This window comes from uncultured Draconibacterium sp. (genome assembly GCF_913063105.1).
GTDB lineage: Bacteria > Bacteroidota > Bacteroidia > Bacteroidales > Prolixibacteraceae > Draconibacterium.
Genome location: NZ_CAJXYQ010000023.1, coordinates 20,525 through 38,808 on the forward strand (window position 1 = coordinate 20,525; position 18,284 = coordinate 38,808).

The following is an 18,284-nucleotide window of genomic DNA, read 5'->3' on the forward strand; positions in this document are numbered from 1 at the left end:
TATTATATATCTGCCATTTAACCCGCGAGTAAGCTTATAAAATAAGAATTATATTCACCTAACTTTGCTGCAGAGAAGGCAAGATTGGCGTGCTGTAAAAACAAAAAAAGGAGCCTGCAGCTCCTTTTTATATTTTTTCAGATAGAAAATTCATTTCTGAAGAGTCTCTATCTATTTCTTATCCTTTTTTTCTTTGACATCTAATTTCAAACCAAGCTCGTCTAATTGCTCAATGGCAACTACCGATGGCGAATCAATCATCACATCGCGGCCCGAATTGTTTTTCGGGAAAGCAATAACATCGCGAATCGTATCCAATCCGGCAAATAAGGACACCAAACGGTCGAAACCAAACGCAATACCGGCATGTGGTGGTGCACCATATTTAAAGGCATTCATCAGGAAGCCAAATTGTGCTTCAGCCTCTTCTTTTGTGAAGCCAAGCAGGCTAAACATTTTCGACTGCAGTTCAGCATCAAAAATACGAACCGAACCTCCACCTATTTCTACACCATTAATTACAAGGTCGTATGCATTGGCACGCACTTTTCCAGGATCAGTATCCATTAGCTCAATATCCTCTGGTTTTGGCGAAGTAAACGGGTGGTGCATTGCATGGAATCGCTTACTTTCTTCATCCCACTCCAACAACGGAAAATCAACAACCCACAAAGGTTTAAACACATTTTTGTTGCGCAAGCCAAGTTGTTTCCCCATTTCAAGACGCAGCTCTCCAAGTGCATCCAACATGTGTTTTTTATCACCACTCATCACAAGAATCAGATCACCGGCTTGGGCACCGGTCTTTTCTGCCCAGACTTTCAGGTCGTCCTGCGAGTAAAATTTATCAACCGATGATTTGAATGAACCGTCTTCGTTGCATTTCACATAAACCAAACCTTTGGCACCAATTTGCGGACGCTTTACCCAGTTGGTCAATCCGTCGAGTTGTTTACGTGAGTACTCGGCGCATCCTTTGGCACAAATCGCACCAATATATTCAGCCGAATCGAACACCACAAAATCCTTTCCTTTTACGGTTTCGGAAATATCGTTAATCAGCATTTCAAAACGGGTATCGGGTTTGTCCGATCCGTATTTCTCCATTGCTTCAGAATAAGGCATCCATGGGAATTCATCCACTTCTACATTCAATGTTTCTTTGAACATGTGACGGGTTAATCCTTCAAACATTTCAAGCACATCTTTCTGCTCCACAAACGACATTTCGCAGTCGATTTGTGTAAACTCCGGCTGACGGTCGGCACGCAAATCTTCATCGCGGAAACATTTTACAATCTGGTAATAGCGGTCGAAACCGGCAATCATCAGCAATTGTTTGAATGTTTGCGGAGACTGTGGTAATGCGTAAAACTGGCCTTCGTTCATTCGCGATGGCACAATAAAATCACGTGCTCCTTCGGGAGTGGACTTGATTAATACAGGAGTTTCCGTTTCAATAAAATCTTTTGCATTCAGGTAATTACGAACTGCATGTGCCATTTTCGAGCGTAACACCAGGTTATCACGTACAACATCGCGGCGCAGATCGAGGTAACGATATTTCATCCGCAAATCATCGCCACCATCGGTGTCATCCTGAATGGTAAACGGCGGAAGTTCTGCCGGGCTTAACACTTTAATTCCCGACAAAGCGATTTCCACTTCGCCGGTTGGTATATTTTTGTTTTTGCTCTGGCGCTCGCGAACCGTTCCCGTTGCCTGAATCACAAATTCGCGTCCCAACTCCTCAAGCGCTTCGGCAACAGCTTTATCGGTATTTTCGTCAACCACCAGCTGTGTAATGCCATAGCGGTCGCGTAAGTCAACAAAAGTCATGGCTCCCAGGTCGCGGACGCGTTGCACCCAACCGGCCAGAGTTACTTCATTTCCTGCATTCTCAATTCGAAGTTCACCACAAGTATGTGTTCTGTACATGATATCTTTCTTTTATTTACGCCGCGAAAATAGTGATATTTTGGCAATTATACCGGAAACATTTGGCAGCTTTTCAGCGAATTGTGAAGTTAGAACATGTTATTGGAGAATCTTTGTGACAGAAAAGAAAAATTAACCACAAAGTTACTCGAAGAAGACACAAAGTACCACAAAGATTTAGTTACTTCGCAGTAATATTTCTTGATTATGATTGAACCGTTTAACGACGAATATTTTATGAAAAAGGCCTTTACCGAAGCTGTTCGGGCTTTTGAAGAAGGCGAAATTCCGGTTGGAGCTGTGGTTGTATCAAAAGGAAAGATAATTGCACGTGCCCACAACCTTACCGAAACCCTGAATGATGTAACCGCACATGCCGAAATGCAGGCAATTACAGCAGCGGCAAACCTACTTGGTGGCAAATACCTTAACGATTGCATCTTGTATGTTACACTCGAACCCTGTGTAATGTGCGCCGGAGCATTGGGCTGGTCGCAAATTGGCAAAATTGTTTACGGTGCTTCCGACGAAAAACGCGGCTTTAAAAAATATGCCGCCAAGGCACTTCATCCGAAAACGGAAGTGCTTAGCGGTATATTCGAAACCGAGTGTGCAGAATTACTCCAGGAATTTTTCAGAAAAAAACGATAAGCGTTTCTTTACTAATTTACCTCCATGCTTAAACTGCCTTTTCCTGATGTATCAAAAGCTTTAATTTTAACAGTACCGCTAACCGAAACCGGCTCAACGTATTCTGCTGATGTTAAACCGGGTTCAGAACCATCGGTAGTATACCTTATACTTAATCCCGGATAAGTGGAGTTTGCAACAAGCTTTCCATTTTCGATTTTTCCGCCCGGTGCCGGCACCCGATAGTTGTAACCTCCGAGAAAACTTTTTAAACGAGGAAGCTCTTTTTTAGCCAGGGTGTTGGCAAAGATATTCCATTCCGTGTTCCAGCTTTCTTGGCGTTGGCTTGTATTTTCAATGGTTTCCCATTCGCGTTCAGCTGCCCAGGCAGTTTCTGCAAACCCCATAAGTTTTGGTAAAATACGGTACATCAGGTCATCCTCACCATCTTTAATTGTCTCGGCCCAAATTTGCGCCTGTACACCAATAATATTCTTTCTTGCTTCCGGTTTTAATCGCTCAAGTCCGGCATAAGCTTTATCGGTATCCACCTGTTCTCCCATCGCATTTTGCGTAGTGCTTTTAAACACGTCGAAAGGAGCTACCTGCCAGGCATCGCGGGTATTTCCGAAACCTCCCCAATACAAGCCCGGTTCGCGCGGATCTTTGTTGTAGGCCAAATCGAAATAAAAATTGGTAACATTACACATTATAACAGGGTAACCGGCATTGGCCAGTCGGTAAGCTAATTCGGTGTTCGATCCAAGCGTATTCCAGACGTAAGGATATACCTGCAGGTGTGCAAACTCCTGATTTGGATTATAGCGCCCGGTTTCATCTTTTAACAAAGCAACTTCTTCCCAGCCGCCAATTTTTAAATTCTTGCCTTGCAACATTTCAATAATTCGACGAGTTCCGTAAGCCTGTAGGTTTTTGGGATCTTTAAATTCAGGAAATTTCGTCATTAACTCTGCACACATGGGCGATTCGCTCCACGAGCCTTCGGGCACTTCATCGCCTCCCGTATGGATGAAATCGAGTTCTATTCCGGCCTCGGCATAAATTTCAATTACATCATCAACAACCGTTTCATAAAATCGATAGGTTGATTCGCGCGCTACGTTTACAATATTATCGGAGTACCATTGGGCAGACCGATATTTTGACTTTTCCTCAGGATCGATTAAACGAAACTCGTTGGCTTTTTCTTCATCGCCCAGTTCCATGTATTTTTCGTAGCGGGCTTCCATAGCTTTTATGGCTGCCCTTGAATGTCCGGGAAAACCAATCTCGGGAATGATATTAATATGACGCTTTTTGGCATACTGAATAAGCTCTATAAACTCCTGGCGCGAATAAAAACCACTGCCATTACTTTCTTTGGCGTAGGCCGTAGGGCCCGAGCCATAAGCAGGATGCAAGGCATTGGCTGCCTTTGTGGTGTGCCCCCGGTGGCTGCCAACCTCTGTTAATTCAGGTAATTCTTCAATTTCAATACGCCACCCTTCGTCTTCGGTAATGTAAAACAGCAACTGATTGAGTTTATAAAATGCCAGAATATCGATTACTTTTTTTACGGTTTCTATTGATTGAAAATTACGAGAGACATCGAGGTGCATACCTCGGTATGGAAAGCGGGGAGCATCTTTCATGGAGAGCTCCGGCAACGTAACTTCTTGTGATGTACCGTCAAATAATCCGGGAGGCAACAAGGCCACCAGGCTCTGAATTCCGTAAAAAACACCGGCAGCATCAGAACCATATATGCTTACGGATTGATTGGGAAGTACCTGCATTTCGTAGGCTTCGTTTTCAACTCCGTTTACAGTCAATTCTTTAAAACCCAAAAATATACTGTTAGCCATTGGGGCATTCGCTTTTCTGGTAACAAAACTATCTCCAACTATTTTTTGCAACAATTCAGCAAGGTAATTGGCCTCGTTTTCCAATCCTTCAGCATACAGAATCTCAACCGGGTTGCTAATCCTTACTTGCTGCCCTGTTCTCTTATAACTCACCGGGTTGGGCACTAGTGGTAATAACTTATCCTCTTCAAGCTCAAAAAGTTCAGCATTGTTATCAAATTGCCAGGCAGCTGTCGGAATTGGTTCTGCATCAGCACGATGCCTGTTTATTTGCTCGGGTTTATTAAAAGGCAAAACAGCATAGTTATCAACCTCAACAATGGCCTGTTCGTTTCCGCTTTTATCGTAAAAAACAAAATAAGGCCCTACTGCAGCATCGCTCGCTTTTATGTACCATGCCGAACTTTCATATACAATTTCAACTTTTTTGCCCGGCATAAGCTGAAAACCTTCAGTAGGAACTAATTTAAACCAATCGCCACTTATATGCTCAATCCGGGTATTATTATCTGAGGCAATGGGGTCGCGCGGTGCCTGATTATAAAACAAGGCCCAATTGTCTTCAGAAAAAGTATAGGTACTGTTGTTTTCAATAATAAACTTCGCTTTTACTTGCGGAGTTTCGGCATATTCGTTACTGATAACGCCCCACGAAAGATTAATCTGATCAGATGTTGGAGGGGGAGTTGAGCAACTTTGTACAAGCATAATAGCCAATATTATAGAAATTGAAAAGAGAAACTTTCGCATGACAATTTTTTTAATTAAGTTTAACTTTTTAATATTTTTAAAAACGATTTCAAATATATAGAATTAATTTACTAAATCAAATAAACAAAATGGCTGAATTTAAAAGACTTATCTCCCTCGATGCCTTTCGTGGATTTACCATTGCCGCGATGATAATGGTTAACAACCCGGCTACCTGGCGTCATGTTTATCCGCCACTACGCCATGCCGAGTGGAATGGACTAACTCCTACCGACTTAATTTTCCCATTTTTTATTTTTATTGTAGGCGTATCTATTGCCTTGGCCTATACTAAAAGGTTAGATGCAGGTGTTGCCAAAACTCCCATGTACAAAAAGATTATATTCCGGTCGGTTAAAATATTTGCAGTGGGCATTTTGCTGTGGCTTTTCCCCAATTTTAGTTTCGAGGATGTACGTATTGCCGGAGTGCTTCAACGTATTGCCATTGTTTTTTTGGTATGTGCCCTTTTGTTTCTGAATTCGAAATGGAGAATACAGGCCATTGTGGCCGCTAGTTTACTGGTAGTTTACTGGCTTGTTATGATGTTTATTCCTACACCTGGTTACGGACAGGTGATGTTAGAACCCGGGGCAAATATTGCGGCCTGGATTGACAGTAAATACCTGCCGGGCTATCTGTACCAAAAAACATGGGATCCGGAGGGAATATTGAGCACTCTGCCAGCCATTGCTACAGGAATTGCCGGTATGCTTGCCGGGCATTTGGTGCTGAGTAAAACACCTGCCGAACGCAAAATTATTTACCTGTTTTCGTTTTCGTTTTTTGCCTTTGTGCTGGGCTACTTCTGGAATTACATCTTTCCGGTTAACAAAAACATCTGGACCAGTTCTTTTGTATTGGTTACTTCGGGTTTAGCCGGGATGCTTTTGGCAGTAAGTATATTTTTTGTGGATGTACTGGGGCGTACGCGTTTTACAAAACCCGGAATAATTTTTGGGTCGAATGCCATAACGGTTTATGTACTGGCCGATGTTTGGCGTCTTCCGTTTTACACCTGGCAAATAGGCGGAGATAGTTTAAACAACCACTGGATGCAACTTTTCGACAATTTAGGATGGAGTATGGAAATGGGAAGTTTTCTTTATGCTGCAATCTTTATCGGCTTCAATTTTATTCCGGCCTGGATACTTTACAAGAAAAAGATTTTTATAAAACTCTAAAATTGAAAAGGGATAAAAGGTTCCAATCCTTTTATCCCCCTCAAAATATTTTAAAATAAGCGCTTTAAGCTGAACAGTTAACAAGCAATTATTTTCAAGCTTAAACGCCGTATTTTTATTCACTGATTTTAAATCCCACTTTTTTCAGATCGTTCCAAAACCCCGGATACGATTTTGTAATAACCATTGGGTCGTCAATCTGAAGGGCCCTGCCGGCCAATGCCATCGGTGCAAAGGCCAGTGCCATACGGTGATCGTGGTAGGTATTTATTATTGGTTTGTCTTCCTTTTGTTCCTGGTCAATCGTTCCATCCCAGGCCAGTTTTCCATGTTCCGGTTCGGTAATTGCAACGCCGAATTTGGCCAGTTCGTTTTGAAGCGCAGCAATTCGATCAGTTTCTTTAATCTTTAATGTTTTTAACCCTGAAAAAAGAAATGGAATATTTTTAGCCACACACAAGCAAGCCATCGTTTGAGCTACATCGGGATTTTCAATAAAATCAAGCACCAGTCTGTCAGGTTGCCTGTTTTTATTTTTACTTAACAAAACACCATCAGCCTGTTGAGTTGAACTAACGCCAAATTGCTCAAACCATTCAGCAATAGCGGCATCTCCCTGTAAGCTATCCAGCAGTAAATTTTCTACTAACACCTTTCCACTATCAATCATCGCCATAATCTGATACCAGTACGAAGCACCAGACCAATCGGCCTCGCAGGTAAAGTCGCGTGCCAGGTACTTTTGTTCGGGTACAAAAATCTCATTATCATCCCATCGGTACTGAATACCAAACTTAGCCATTAACTCAAGGGTAAGCTTAATGTACGAGCGCGAGGTAATATGGCCTTTCAATTTTAATGTGAGTCCGTTTTCAATTGTTGGTGCAATGAGCAAAAGGGCCGATATATACTGACTCGACACACTTCCATCCAGTTCAAGTGTTTTTCCTTTTAAATGCGAACCAAAAATTTTTAAAGGAGGACAACCTTCAGCTCCCAGGTAATCTATTTTTGCACCCAACTGGCTTAATGCTTCCACCAAAATAGCAATAGGGCGTTGCTTCATTCTTTCGGAGCCGGTTATTTCCCACTCGCCAACAATTTTTGCCAGAAAAGCAGTTAGAAAGCGCATAGCAGTACCCGCATGCCCAATATCAAATTTGTTGGAGTTGGAAAAAAGCGCCGCTTCCAGAACCCGGGTATCATCGCTATCTGATAAATTTTTTATCGGATAAGGACTGTAACTGAGTGCATTTATTATTAAGGCACGATTGCAGATGCTTTTTGATGCCGGTAGTTTAATCTTTCCGTTTATTTCGTTTATTGCTGCAGCTACCTGATAGATCATAGTGTAAATGTGTAAAATTTTATGCCTGCTGTTTTAAAGTTCTTTATAAAAACGGAGTGTATCAAAAATCAGTTCTTTGCTGCAATTTTGATTAATGGCTATCTCTCCAACTCTTGGCAAAAGCGTAAAATTAATTCTTCCCGACTCATTTTTTTTATCATGGGTCATTAAGCGATAAATTTCGTCAAAGTCAGCTTCTTCAATTTCAAACTTACCATAAATCTCCATCATCCAGTTTATCAGTTCATTGCAATCCTGCTGCGGAAAACCACACATTTTTACCGACATAAAGAGTTCTGCAATCATAGCAAAAGCTACTGCATAACCGTGTAAAATTGGCCGGCCTTGTTTCATCGCCATACTTTCGAAAGCATGACCAACCGTGTGCCCAAAATTCAGGGCTTTCCGAATGTTGTTTTCGGTAAGATCGTTGGCCACAAAATGCTCTTTCACATTTACCGAATGACGAATAATCTCCTCAAGGATGTCGTAATCAATCAGCTCGAGGTTAAATTTTTTCAGCTCAGCAAGATGTTCAGGGCTATGAATTAAGCCATGTTTAATCATCTCGGCATAACCCGAAATAAAATTTTCATGGTCAATGGTTTTCAAAAAGTCGGTATTAATAATAACGGCCACAGGTTCCTTAAACACCCCTATTTCATTTTTTAATCCGTTAAAATTAAAACCTGTTTTACCACCAACCGATGCGTCAACCTGCGACAATAAAGTTGTCGGTACATTTAAAAAATCAATTCCGCGTTTAAAGGTACTGGCTGCAAAACCGGCTAAATCAGTAAGCATACCGCCGCCAATATTAATAAGCAAGGATTTTCTGTCGCCTTCATTTTCAGAAAGAAACTGCCAAATCGTTTCAACCGATGCAATTTTTTTATTGTGCTCTCCGGCTGGTATCACAACCTTTTTAATGTTGTTACTCGTCAGAAAGTCTTCCATTCCTGTTATCCAAAGTTTATCAACATTTTCTTCGGTGGCCAAAAAAACCTTCCCTTTTGGGTAGTTATCAATATACGGCTGAAGCGCTTGCTTCAACTTTCGGCTATAAATAATTTTAGAGTAAATTTTTGAATTTCCCATATGTAGCTGCTAAATTGCGTTAAAGTTACAATAAAATTGGCTTGGCGTTTTTTTAACGCGTTTCCGCCCATCAGTTTTAGATATTTAATAACGAAAGATGACGATTAAGAATCCGGCAGAAGTTTCAAAAATTAAAAAAATATTTTTCCTCGTAAGCATTGTAATTGCCCTGGGCATTTTGGCATTGTTTTTACTCGATAAGGTAATGTTTGCGCTTATCGGGCTTGGCGTTTTTTCGTTATGGTACCTGTTTTTTCATGTTGCCGACTACCAGTATATTGAATTTTACGATGACGAGGCTAAAATTGTACTGCACTACTACAAGGCCATAAGTTTTGGTGGCAAAGCCTACCACTCCATCGAATTCCCTAAAAACAGGTTACGTAAAGTTGTGTTCGAAAATTCTTTTTTCGGGCAGCTCACCGATCTTACAATTATTATAAAAACCAAAAGAGGTGTTGCCGAATATCCTTCGGTAAGCTTAGCCGGCTTAAAACTCTCCGACCGCAAACGCATTCAAGAATCTTTAAACTCAATTCTAGGTATATAAATCAGATCTCCCTGCACTTATGAATAACGATTTAAAATACAAACTGGCCTTGTCGATGCTTCCGGGTATTGGCGGAATACTTGCGCGCAACCTTGTGGCCTACATCGGAAGCCCCGAGGGCGTATTTTCCCAGTCGGCAAAAGCCCTTACAAAAGTGCCGGGCATTGGCCAACTGTATGCCAAACAAATAAAAAACAGCAATATTCTGCCCAAGGCTGAAAAAGAACTGGAGTACATCGAACGAAATGGAATTGGTGTTCATTTTTACACGGACGCCACTTACCCACGTCGACTAAAAAACTGTGTTGACGCCCCGCTTATTATTTACACCCGGGGAAATATGAACCTCGATACAGAGCGGGTTATTAGTATTGTTGGAACAAGAAATGCCACAGCTTACGGAAAATCGCTGGTTGAAACGTTGTGCAGCGAGTTTGCCGCGCGAAATTATAAAATAGTAATTGTAAGCGGCCTGGCTTATGGAATTGATATACAAGCACACCGATCGGCACTAAAGCACAACCTTCCTACCGTTGGGGTAGTTGCCCACGGGCACGATATCCTTTACCCGGCAATACACAAAGATACGGCCAGAAAAATGCTTGAAACCGGTGGAATAATTACAGATTTCCCAAGCGGTTCAAAAATAGACCCATCGAATTTTTTAAAACGAAACCGCATTATTGCCGGCCTTGCCGATGCAACAATCGTTGTTGAATCGGCAAAAAAAGGCGGCGCACTGGTCACTGCTGATATTGCTTCCTCGTACAATCGCGATGTGTTTGCCTTTCCGGGGCGTTCTGGCGATCCATATTCCAAAGGCTGTAACCAGCTTATTCGGAGAAATGGTGCTACACTAATTGAAGACATCGATGACCTGGAATATTTCATGGGTTGGGAAAAAGGTGATAAGACCGACGCTGTTCAGTCAAGTTTATTTGTTGATTTGAACCCCGAAGAACAAAAAGTTGCCGACCTTTTAAAAGAAAAAGGTGAACTTTTTATCGATCAGATTTCTGCCGAGCTACAACTGCCTGTAAGCCGGGTTTCTGCCATGATGCTTAACCTGGAGTTTAAAAACGTTTTGACAGCTTTACCGGGCAAAATGTATAAATTAAGATAAGTTGACTTAATTTTCTAATTTTGCACCCAAACAATATTTCCTGAAGCAATTTAACGGGCACGCAGAATCATTAATTCTTTAGTCCATAAAATTTTTGAGTAAAGGAAATAAGCAATTCTTTTTAAAATGAAAAAAACTTTTGAGCAATTAAAAGTTGCAAAATCAATACTAAAAGCGCTTGATGATATTGGGTTTGATACACCAACACCAATTCAGCAAAAAGCTATCCCAATGATTAATTCGGGAGCAAATATTGTTGGCGTTGCGCAAACCGGCACCGGAAAAACGGCTGCCTATTTATTACCATTACTTACCAAGCTTAAAAAGCCAGAAGGAATAGATCCACGAGTGGTAGTTCTTGTACCAACGCGTGAGCTCTCCATTCAGGTTGGCGAAGACATTGAAGAGTTAACAAGTTACTCGGAACTGCGTCATGCAGCAGTATTTGGGGGTATTGGCTGGACAAAACATGCGGCTTTACTTGAGCCGGGTATTGATATTTTGGTAGCCACCCCCGGGCGCATGTGGGATTTATACCAGTGCGGGGCTTTGCGTTTGAAAAAGGTGAAATACCTGGTAATTGATGAAGCAGACCGCATGCTCGACATGGGCTTTATGCCCCAGCTACGTCAGTTACAGGAAATACTGCCAACACGCAGACAGAACTTACTTTTTTCGGCAACTTTTTCTGAGAAAATTGAAAAATTAGCAGAAGAATTTCTTGACCACTTCGAGAAACTGGAAGTTGCACCTTCAGCCACACCGGTTAATTTGGTTACCCAAACCTGTTACCGGGTACCCAACTACCGCACAAAACTTAACCTGATTAAACACCTGCTTCATGACGAGGAGAAGTTTACCCGCGTTATTATTTTTGTAAAAACAAAAGAACACGCCGAAGGAGTTTACAAGGTGGTGCAACGAAAAGCAGAAGGCGAAAAACGTATTTTACACTCGAATAAAGGACAAAATGCGCGTATTAACTCCATTCAGGCATTTAAAAGTGGCGAGGTACGGATATTAATAACCACCGATGTTTCGGCCCGAGGGATGGATGTAAGCCAGGTTAGCCATGTAATTAACTTTGATTTGCCCAACGATTACGACGATTACATTCACCGGATTGGCCGTACTGCACGTGCCGGAAATAAAGGCGATGCCATTACCATGATTGACCCCGCTGCCGAATGGCACTGGAAAAAAATAGAATCTTTAATGCGCGAGCAAATAAAGCTTCAGGAGCTGCCTCAAGAAGTGGAAGTTGTAGAGTCGGAATTTAAAGAAAGCCAGGATATGCTGCGCGAAATTGACCGCCAGCGAAAGGTTGACGATCCTACCTTTCAAGGAGCTTTTCATCAGAAAAAGAGAAAAGGCTCATCAAAACGTTCGTTCGAAGACAAATTTTCCCGAACAAAGGCACGCCAGAAAAGAAAGAAGCGACGGAAATAAAATACCATAAAGTTGATACAAAAAAAGGGAAGCATCTGCTTCCCTTTTTTTGTATATCAATTCTTTGAATTATCGTTCTACTCTTTGACGCGATGAATAGTTAATGTTTAGTGCAGCCGATTTACGCAGTTCCTGCTTTACATCGTTTACAATACCCATTTTTGTATTCTCATCAATTTTTAACGAAGTCACCATAAACGGTTGTTCTGCTTCATCTCTGGCTTCCCGTTCAGCAATAATGTAATCTTGTACATCACCAACTGTCGAAAATTGGTCGTTCAACTGAATACGCGGGGCCTTACCAAACGTTTTCTGAAACGCCGGTAGTGGCTCACCAATATAAATGTAACTCACTAAAGATTTCTTTTCAAGTTTGCTAAGCTCGGTAGCTTCAGGCAAACGCATTTTAACCTTTAGAGTTACTTCACGCATTGTTGTACTAACCATAAAAAAGAACAGAAGCATGAACACGATATCAGGCAACGATGCCGTTGAAATCGGAGGTAATTCCTTACCATCATTTTTTCTAAACTTGCTCATAATCTATTCCTTTAAATTTTACCTTTTGGTTCAGCTTCCGAAATTCTCGACGGGTAGATTTTTCTGATGGCATCTTGTTGATCATCTTCCAAATCTTCGTAAGATTTTCCAAACTTCGTTTTAGCCAACTCGTCTCTTAATTCATTAATGGCAGCAACCAGTTCGTTTTGAACAGCGAGATAGGTTCCGTATTGAGTATCTAAATCGTTTCGCAGCGAGATTACCCCTTTGGTTACCATTACTTCGCCGAAGTAAGGTAATTCTGCAGGTTCTTTCTCGGGCAGGTTTTCGTCGTTGTATGGGTTTGCCATAAACTCTTTTGCCCTTTCGCGCAGATTCTCAATTTGTTCGTAGTCTCCTTCAACCAACAGGTCGTTGTTCTTATTTACAAGAACTACGAAAACGTTACGCTCATTAATTTGCGTATCATCATCCTCCAGTTGTTCCGGAGCCCATTGCGGAAGTTTTCTTCGAAGACCGCTGTCAACGTCCATCGTGGTTGTTACCAGGAAGAAGATCAGCAACATAAATGCAATATCTGCCAAAGATGCTGCCGGTATCTCAGGTATTTTCTTAGCCATAACTTTTTCCTGTTTTTTTTACCACGATTAAACTTATCTAAACAAACGCATTACTGAAGAAGATGCAACGGCCAAAACTGCCAATCCTAAAAGGATATAAACTGCATATAATCCAGTATCTACCAATTTTGCTACACTCTCATTTAAGGTTCCGTCGGCAATAAATTTATCTACACCAACAAATTGTGGAATTTCAGGTGAAGCCAACATATAGGCCAGTAAGGCCACAACGCCCATAAATCCGAGAGAAATAATCCCTGCTTTTGCAGCTTTTTTATCGGTGAACATGTGAAACAATCCTGATAGAACTGCAACACCTGCACCAATAGCTACAAGTATGTAACCCCATACCAAGTTGGAATTAATCCAACTTCCCATCACAGGATCAGTATCTACTTCACTAATGTTTACAAATAACGAAACAAGAAGAATGGTAGAAACGATGATAAGAGCCCATAGTATAATAGTAACTATTTTTGCTGATTTACCCATTTTTCTTTACTCCTTATTTTTTCATGTTATGTTTTACCAACAAGTCTAACAACGAAATAGAAGCATCTTCCATGTTGTTAATAATGCTGTCGATTTTTGCTACACAGTAGTTGTAGAAAATCTGTAGGATAATTGCTACTACAAGACCTGTTACAGTTGTAATAAGTGCTACTTTAATACCACCAGCCACAAGAGAAGGGCTAATGTCACCTGCTACTTCAATAGCATCAAAAGCGCCAATCATACCGATTACTGTACCCATGAAACCAAGCATAGGAGCCAACGCGATGAAAAGTGCAATCCAGCTTAATCCTTTTTCCAAAAGACCGGCTTGAACACCACCATAAGAAATAACTGTTTTTTCTACTACATCAATTCCGTGATCGAAACGGTCAAGTCCCTGGTAAAAAATACTTGCAACAGGACCACGAGTGTTACGACATACGTCTTTTGCAGCTTCAACACCACCATTTTCTAAAGCTTCTTCAACTTTAGCCAACAATTTTTTAGTGTTGCTTGTTGCAAGGTTAAGGTAAAGAACTCTTTCAATAGCAAAAGCAAGACCCAAAATAAGGGCTACTAATACGAATGACATGAAAGCAGGATCACCTTCGATAAATTTTTGTTTTAATTGGCTGTGAAGCGATTTTCCTTCTTCTGCAGCGGCAGCAGCTTCTTCTTCAGCAATTGCTGCAGGAGTTTCTTCTACGGCTGGTTCTACTTGTTCAGTAGCAGTTTCTGTTGCAGCTGCTTCTTCTTCCTGAGCAAGCGCTACGTTTGACGCCATAAAAAACAGCATCCCAAATACGGCTATTAACGCGAATAGTCTTTTCATAATTGATTTGAATTTTTAATTAATAATCTCTTTGAATTTGTTTTTGTATTGCTTTTAAATATAAATTCCTTTTTCCTACAAAAAACATGCCCTAAAATGCATATCCTTTAATTCACAAGAACGGCTCATTTTTGCGGAGAGAGAGGGATTCGAACCCTCGGTACCCTCTCGGGTACACACGCTTTCCAGGCGTGCCAGTTCAGCCACTCCTGCACCTCTCCAATATTATTTTACGTGGCTCCCCAAAAATGAGGGGTGCAAATTAATAAAAAATTGCGAAAAAAAAACTTTGCTATTCACTAATTTCCCCACGCAAACTTTTATTCAGATACATTTTAATTTCCGCAGGTTTTAAGCCTTGCCCAAGCAAAAACATAAGCTTTGTAATAGCGGCTTCGGTGGTCATATCTTTGGCCGAAACAACACCTGCATTCAACAACTCTACACTTGTTTGATATTGACCCATAACTACCTTGCCTCCCTGGCATTGGGTAACATTTAACACCACCACTCCACGCTTAATTGCTTTTTTTATACAGTTTATCAACCATCTCGAGGTAGGCACATTACCCGATCCAAAGGTTTCTAAAACAATACCCTTTAAACCCGGAGTGTTTAATACCGAATTAAATACATTTTGATTGATTCCCGGAAATATTTTCAGAATTACAACATTGTCATCAAAGTCGGTATTTACTTTTAGTATCCCTTTATTTTCCGGATAATAAATAAATTCGGTACTGTATTTTATATCAATTCCAGCCACTGCCAGCTCCGGATAGTTAACCGAACGGAAGGCGCTGAACAATTCCGCATCGCGTTTTAATGTACGATTTCCCCGGTATAACTTAAAATCGAAATAAACACATACCTCTGGCACAATACTAATGTTGTTTTGTTTTGCTGCGGCAATTTCCACGGCTGTTATCAGGTTTTCCTTGCCGTCGGTTCTAATCATTCCTATTGGCAGTTGAGACCCGGTAAGAATGATTGGTTTGTCGAGATTTTCAAACATATAACTTAAGGCCGATGCTGTATAAGCCATGGTATCAGTTCCGTGTAAAACAACAAAACCATCGTATGCATTGTAATGGCGTTCGATAGTTTTTGCAATCTTTATCCAGGTTATCGGATTCATGTTTGATGAATCGAGGGCCGGATTAAACGTGATGGTTTTAATAATAAAATCGAACTTCTTGAGCTCCGGTACCACTTCCTGAATTTTTTCGAACTTCACCGGAATCAGCGATCCGTTTTTAGGATCCTGAACCATACCAATAGTACCTCCGGTGTAGATAATTAAAATAGAAGTTTTTTTGCTTGTTTTTTTGATCATTACCTTTTTATAAAATCGGCATGCAAGTTATTAAATTCCAAATAAATTACGGGCATTGGTTGTGGTAATTTCAGCAATACGGGTAAGCGGCAAACGATATACCTCGGCAACTTTCTGGGCTACATGAACGAGATAAGAACTCTCGTTTCGTTTTCCTCTCTTGGGAACAGGAGCCAGGTAAGGAGAATCGGTTTCCAACACCAGGCTATGAGGGTCGATAGTTGTGAGTACTTCGTCCAGCTTGCTGTTTTTAAAAGTAACTACTCCGCCTATGCCTAAAAAGAACCCGAGCTCTGTTATTTTTTCAGCCTCCTCTTTTGTGCCTGTAAAGCAATGAAAAATCCCTTTTAATGTTCCGTCTTGCTCCTCGCTAACAATTTTATAGGTTTCTTCAAATGAGTTTCGCACATGCACAACAACTGGCAAATTCAATTTTTTGGCCATACGAATTTGATAACGAAAGGCCTCTTTTTGCTCTTTTTCATACTTGCTTTCCCAGTATAAATCGATACCTATCTCGCCGATACCATAAAATTTTCGTCGTTGCAACCAATAATCAATGGCTTCAAGTTCTTCCTGGTAATCTTCTTCAACCGAGGTTGGGTGCAAGCCTATCAAAGGAAAACACATGTGCGGATACGCATCAGAGAGGTCGAGCATATGCTTTATTGATCCTGAATCGATATTCGGCAATACAATTCTTTTTATTCCGCTTTCGTAAGCTCTTTGAAGTGCCTCGTCTCTATCGTGAATAAAATCTTCCGAATATATATGTGAATGCGTATCTATAAACATTTATCTAAACTTATTCTGTTTGTTTTGAAGAGCTGTTTCTCAACTGTCTTTACTGTTAATCTTTGGCTTCAGAAACAGTTTTACTGATAAAACAAGAAATATGCTAATAAAATTTTCGACAAATGTAAAAAAGTGTTTTTGGCTTACAGCTAAATTAACTTTACCTAAAAATTAAATTTAACATTACCTGCTGAACATATTTTCACCCCGATAAAATTTAGCACAAAAAAATCCATCCGAAAACCGGATGGATTTTACATATTTTACTACAAGTGATTGATTAAACCACACCCTGTGCCAGCATTGCTTCTGCTACCTTAACAAAGCCACCCACATTGGCACCTTTAACGTAATTTACTTTGGGGCCATTTTTACCATACGACACACAGGTTTCGTGAATGGCCTGCATAATTACTTTTAAACGTGCATCTACTTCTTCGCGGGGCCAGTTAATTCGCATACTGTTTTGCGACATTTCAAGTCCTGAAACGGCAACTCCCCCGGCATTAACGGCTTTTCCGGGAGCATAATCCATTGCCTCGCTTAAAAAGTCCACAGCGTCTGCCGTGCAGCCCATATTTGAAGCTTCGGCTAATAATTTGCATCCATTTTTAGCAAGCACCTTTGCATCTTCAAGATTTACTTCATTCTCGGTGGCGCAAGGCATTGCCAAATCAACCGGCACCTGCCACGGACGTTCACCGGCAATAAATTCAGCACCAAACTCTTCGGCATAAGGTGCAACAATATCATTATTTGTTGCGCGCAGCTCAAGCAGGTATTCTACTTTATCTCCGGTAATTCCTTCTTTGTCGTAAATATAACCATCGGGGCCAGAGATTGTTACAACCTTTCCTCCCAACTCGTTTATTTTTGTAATAGCTCCCCACGCAACATTTCCAAAACCTGATACAGAGATCGTCTGCCCTTCAATATCTTTACCTATTCGGTGTAACATGTGCTGAGCAAAATAAACCGCACCAAACCCGGTTGCTTCCGGCCGAATCAAACTTCCTCCCCAGGCCAAACCTTTACCGGTTAACACCCCGGTAAATTCGTTTTTTAGTCGTTTATACTGGCCAAACAAATAGCCTATTTCGCGTCCTCCAACACCAATATCGCCGGCTGGCACATCGGTATTAGGGCCTATATGACGATAAAGCTCACTCATAAAGCTTTGGCAAAAACGCATAATTTCACCGTCAGACTTTCCTTTTGGGCTAAAATCGGATCCGCCTTTACCTCCACCCATTGGCAATGTGGTTAAACTGTTTTTAAAGGTTTGTTCGAAGCCTAAAAACTTTAATATACTTAAGGTTACACTGGCATGAAATCGCAATCCTCCTTTATACGGCCCCAGTGCCGAATTAAACTCCACCCGGTAACCGCGGTTAATTTGAACCTCTCCACGATCATCGACCCAAGGTACACGAAACATAATCACACGCTCGGGCTCTACCATACGTTCTAATATTTTTGCTCGTTGGTAACGTGGATTTTTACCATAAAAATCCCAAACTGATGTGATTACCTCTTCAACCGCCTGGTGAAATTCATTTTCCCCCGGAGTTCTTCTCTCTAAGTTTGCGATGAACTCATTTATATCTGTTTTCATACTGTTAGTTTTAATCGGAAATCCGATGTTAACATTTAAACCGCCGCCGATCTGCTTCGATTTTAAATAACACGATAAAGGTAGGGAACTTAACAAGGAAATTACAAACAAAAAGAAAAGATTCAGCCCTCTTGCTAAGTATTGTCTTTCAGTGC

At 41.0% G+C, this 18,284-nt stretch carries 16 protein-coding genes and 1 tRNA gene; 5 read left to right on the top strand and 12 right to left on the bottom strand.

What is annotated here, in order from left to right; all coding sequences use genetic code 11:
- Positions 1–171 precede the first annotated feature (171 nt).
- Positions 172–1,938 carry an aspartate--tRNA ligase gene (gene aspS / locus QZ574_RS17430; RefSeq protein WP_297091908.1) on the bottom strand — a complete coding sequence of 589 codons (1,767 nt, stop codon included), beginning with the start codon at positions 1,936–1,938 and terminating at the stop codon, positions 172–174.
- A 207-nt stretch (positions 1,939–2,145) separates the two neighbouring features.
- Between aspS and QZ574_RS17435 the strand changes: the two genes are divergently transcribed.
- Positions 2,146–2,589 (top strand): nucleoside deaminase, encoded by a 444-nt coding sequence (locus QZ574_RS17435; protein ID WP_297091910.1) that lies wholly within the window; start codon positions 2,146–2,148, stop codon positions 2,587–2,589.
- Positions 2,590–2,600: 11 nt separating this feature from the next.
- Here QZ574_RS17435 and QZ574_RS17440 read toward each other — a convergent pair whose 3' ends face one another.
- Complete coding sequence (locus QZ574_RS17440) at positions 2,601–5,183, bottom strand: family 20 glycosylhydrolase (RefSeq protein WP_297091912.1); 2,583 nt, start codon at positions 5,181–5,183, stop codon at positions 2,601–2,603.
- An 89-nt stretch (positions 5,184–5,272) separates the two neighbouring features.
- Here QZ574_RS17440 and QZ574_RS17445 point away from each other — a divergent pair, with 89 nt between their 5' ends.
- A complete protein-coding gene (locus QZ574_RS17445) occupies positions 5,273–6,367 on the top strand; it encodes a heparan-alpha-glucosaminide N-acetyltransferase domain-containing protein (RefSeq protein ID WP_297091913.1) in 1,095 nt (364 codons plus the stop codon).
- 115 nt (positions 6,368–6,482) lie between these two features.
- Here the strand turns inward: QZ574_RS17445 and QZ574_RS17450 are convergent, their stop codons facing one another.
- On the bottom strand, positions 6,483–7,715 hold the full coding sequence (locus tag QZ574_RS17450) for a 3-phosphoshikimate 1-carboxyvinyltransferase (protein WP_297091915.1): 1,233 nt from the start codon (positions 7,713–7,715) through the stop codon (positions 6,483–6,485).
- 33 nt (positions 7,716–7,748) lie between these two features.
- Positions 7,749–8,813: a 3-dehydroquinate synthase gene (gene aroB / locus QZ574_RS17455; protein WP_297091916.1), complete on the bottom strand. Its 1,065-nt coding sequence runs from the start codon at positions 8,811–8,813 to the stop codon at positions 7,749–7,751.
- 97 nt (positions 8,814–8,910) lie between these two features.
- Here aroB and QZ574_RS17460 point away from each other — a divergent pair, with 97 nt between their 5' ends.
- The 3 genes from QZ574_RS17460 (at position 8,911) to QZ574_RS17470 (ending at position 11,935) form a co-directional block, all read left to right on the top strand.
- Complete coding sequence (locus tag QZ574_RS17460; RefSeq protein WP_297091917.1) at positions 8,911–9,363, top strand: hypothetical protein; 453 nt, start codon at positions 8,911–8,913, stop codon at positions 9,361–9,363.
- A 19-nt stretch (positions 9,364–9,382) separates the two neighbouring features.
- Entirely contained in the window at positions 9,383–10,486 is a 1,104-nt protein-coding gene (dprA, locus tag QZ574_RS17465; protein ID WP_297091918.1) for a DNA-processing protein DprA, read from the top strand.
- 126 nt (positions 10,487–10,612) lie between these two features.
- Complete coding sequence (locus QZ574_RS17470; RefSeq protein ID WP_297091919.1) at positions 10,613–11,935, top strand: DEAD/DEAH box helicase; 1,323 nt, start codon at positions 10,613–10,615, stop codon at positions 11,933–11,935.
- 69 nt (positions 11,936–12,004) lie between these two features.
- Here the strand turns inward: QZ574_RS17470 and QZ574_RS17475 are convergent, their stop codons facing one another.
- From QZ574_RS17475 to gdhA, 8 genes are all read right to left on the bottom strand, one after another.
- Entirely contained in the window at positions 12,005–12,475 is a 471-nt protein-coding gene (locus tag QZ574_RS17475) for a biopolymer transporter ExbD (RefSeq protein WP_297091920.1), read from the bottom strand.
- 11 nt (positions 12,476–12,486) lie between these two features.
- On the bottom strand, positions 12,487–13,056 hold the full coding sequence (locus QZ574_RS17480) for a biopolymer transporter ExbD (protein WP_297091922.1): 570 nt from the start codon (positions 13,054–13,056) through the stop codon (positions 12,487–12,489).
- Between the two features lie 33 nt (positions 13,057–13,089).
- On the bottom strand, positions 13,090–13,548 hold the full coding sequence (locus tag QZ574_RS17485; protein WP_297091924.1) for a hypothetical protein: 459 nt from the start codon (positions 13,546–13,548) through the stop codon (positions 13,090–13,092).
- Positions 13,549–13,561: 13 nt separating this feature from the next.
- A complete protein-coding gene (locus tag QZ574_RS17490; RefSeq protein WP_297091926.1) occupies positions 13,562–14,383 on the bottom strand; it encodes a MotA/TolQ/ExbB proton channel family protein in 822 nt (273 codons plus the stop codon).
- 134 nt (positions 14,384–14,517) lie between these two features.
- Positions 14,518–14,604 (bottom strand) — tRNA-Ser (locus QZ574_RS17495).
- Between the two features lie 71 nt (positions 14,605–14,675).
- On the bottom strand, positions 14,676–15,719 hold the full coding sequence (locus QZ574_RS17500; protein ID WP_297091928.1) for an asparaginase: 1,044 nt from the start codon (positions 15,717–15,719) through the stop codon (positions 14,676–14,678).
- Between the two features lie 30 nt (positions 15,720–15,749).
- Complete coding sequence (locus tag QZ574_RS17505; RefSeq protein WP_297091930.1) at positions 15,750–16,514, bottom strand: TatD family hydrolase; 765 nt, start codon at positions 16,512–16,514, stop codon at positions 15,750–15,752.
- Positions 16,515–16,794: 280 nt separating this feature from the next.
- On the bottom strand, positions 16,795–18,129 hold the full coding sequence (gene gdhA, locus QZ574_RS17510) for an NADP-specific glutamate dehydrogenase (RefSeq protein WP_297091932.1): 1,335 nt from the start codon (positions 18,127–18,129) through the stop codon (positions 16,795–16,797).
- Positions 18,130–18,284 lie beyond the last annotated feature (155 nt).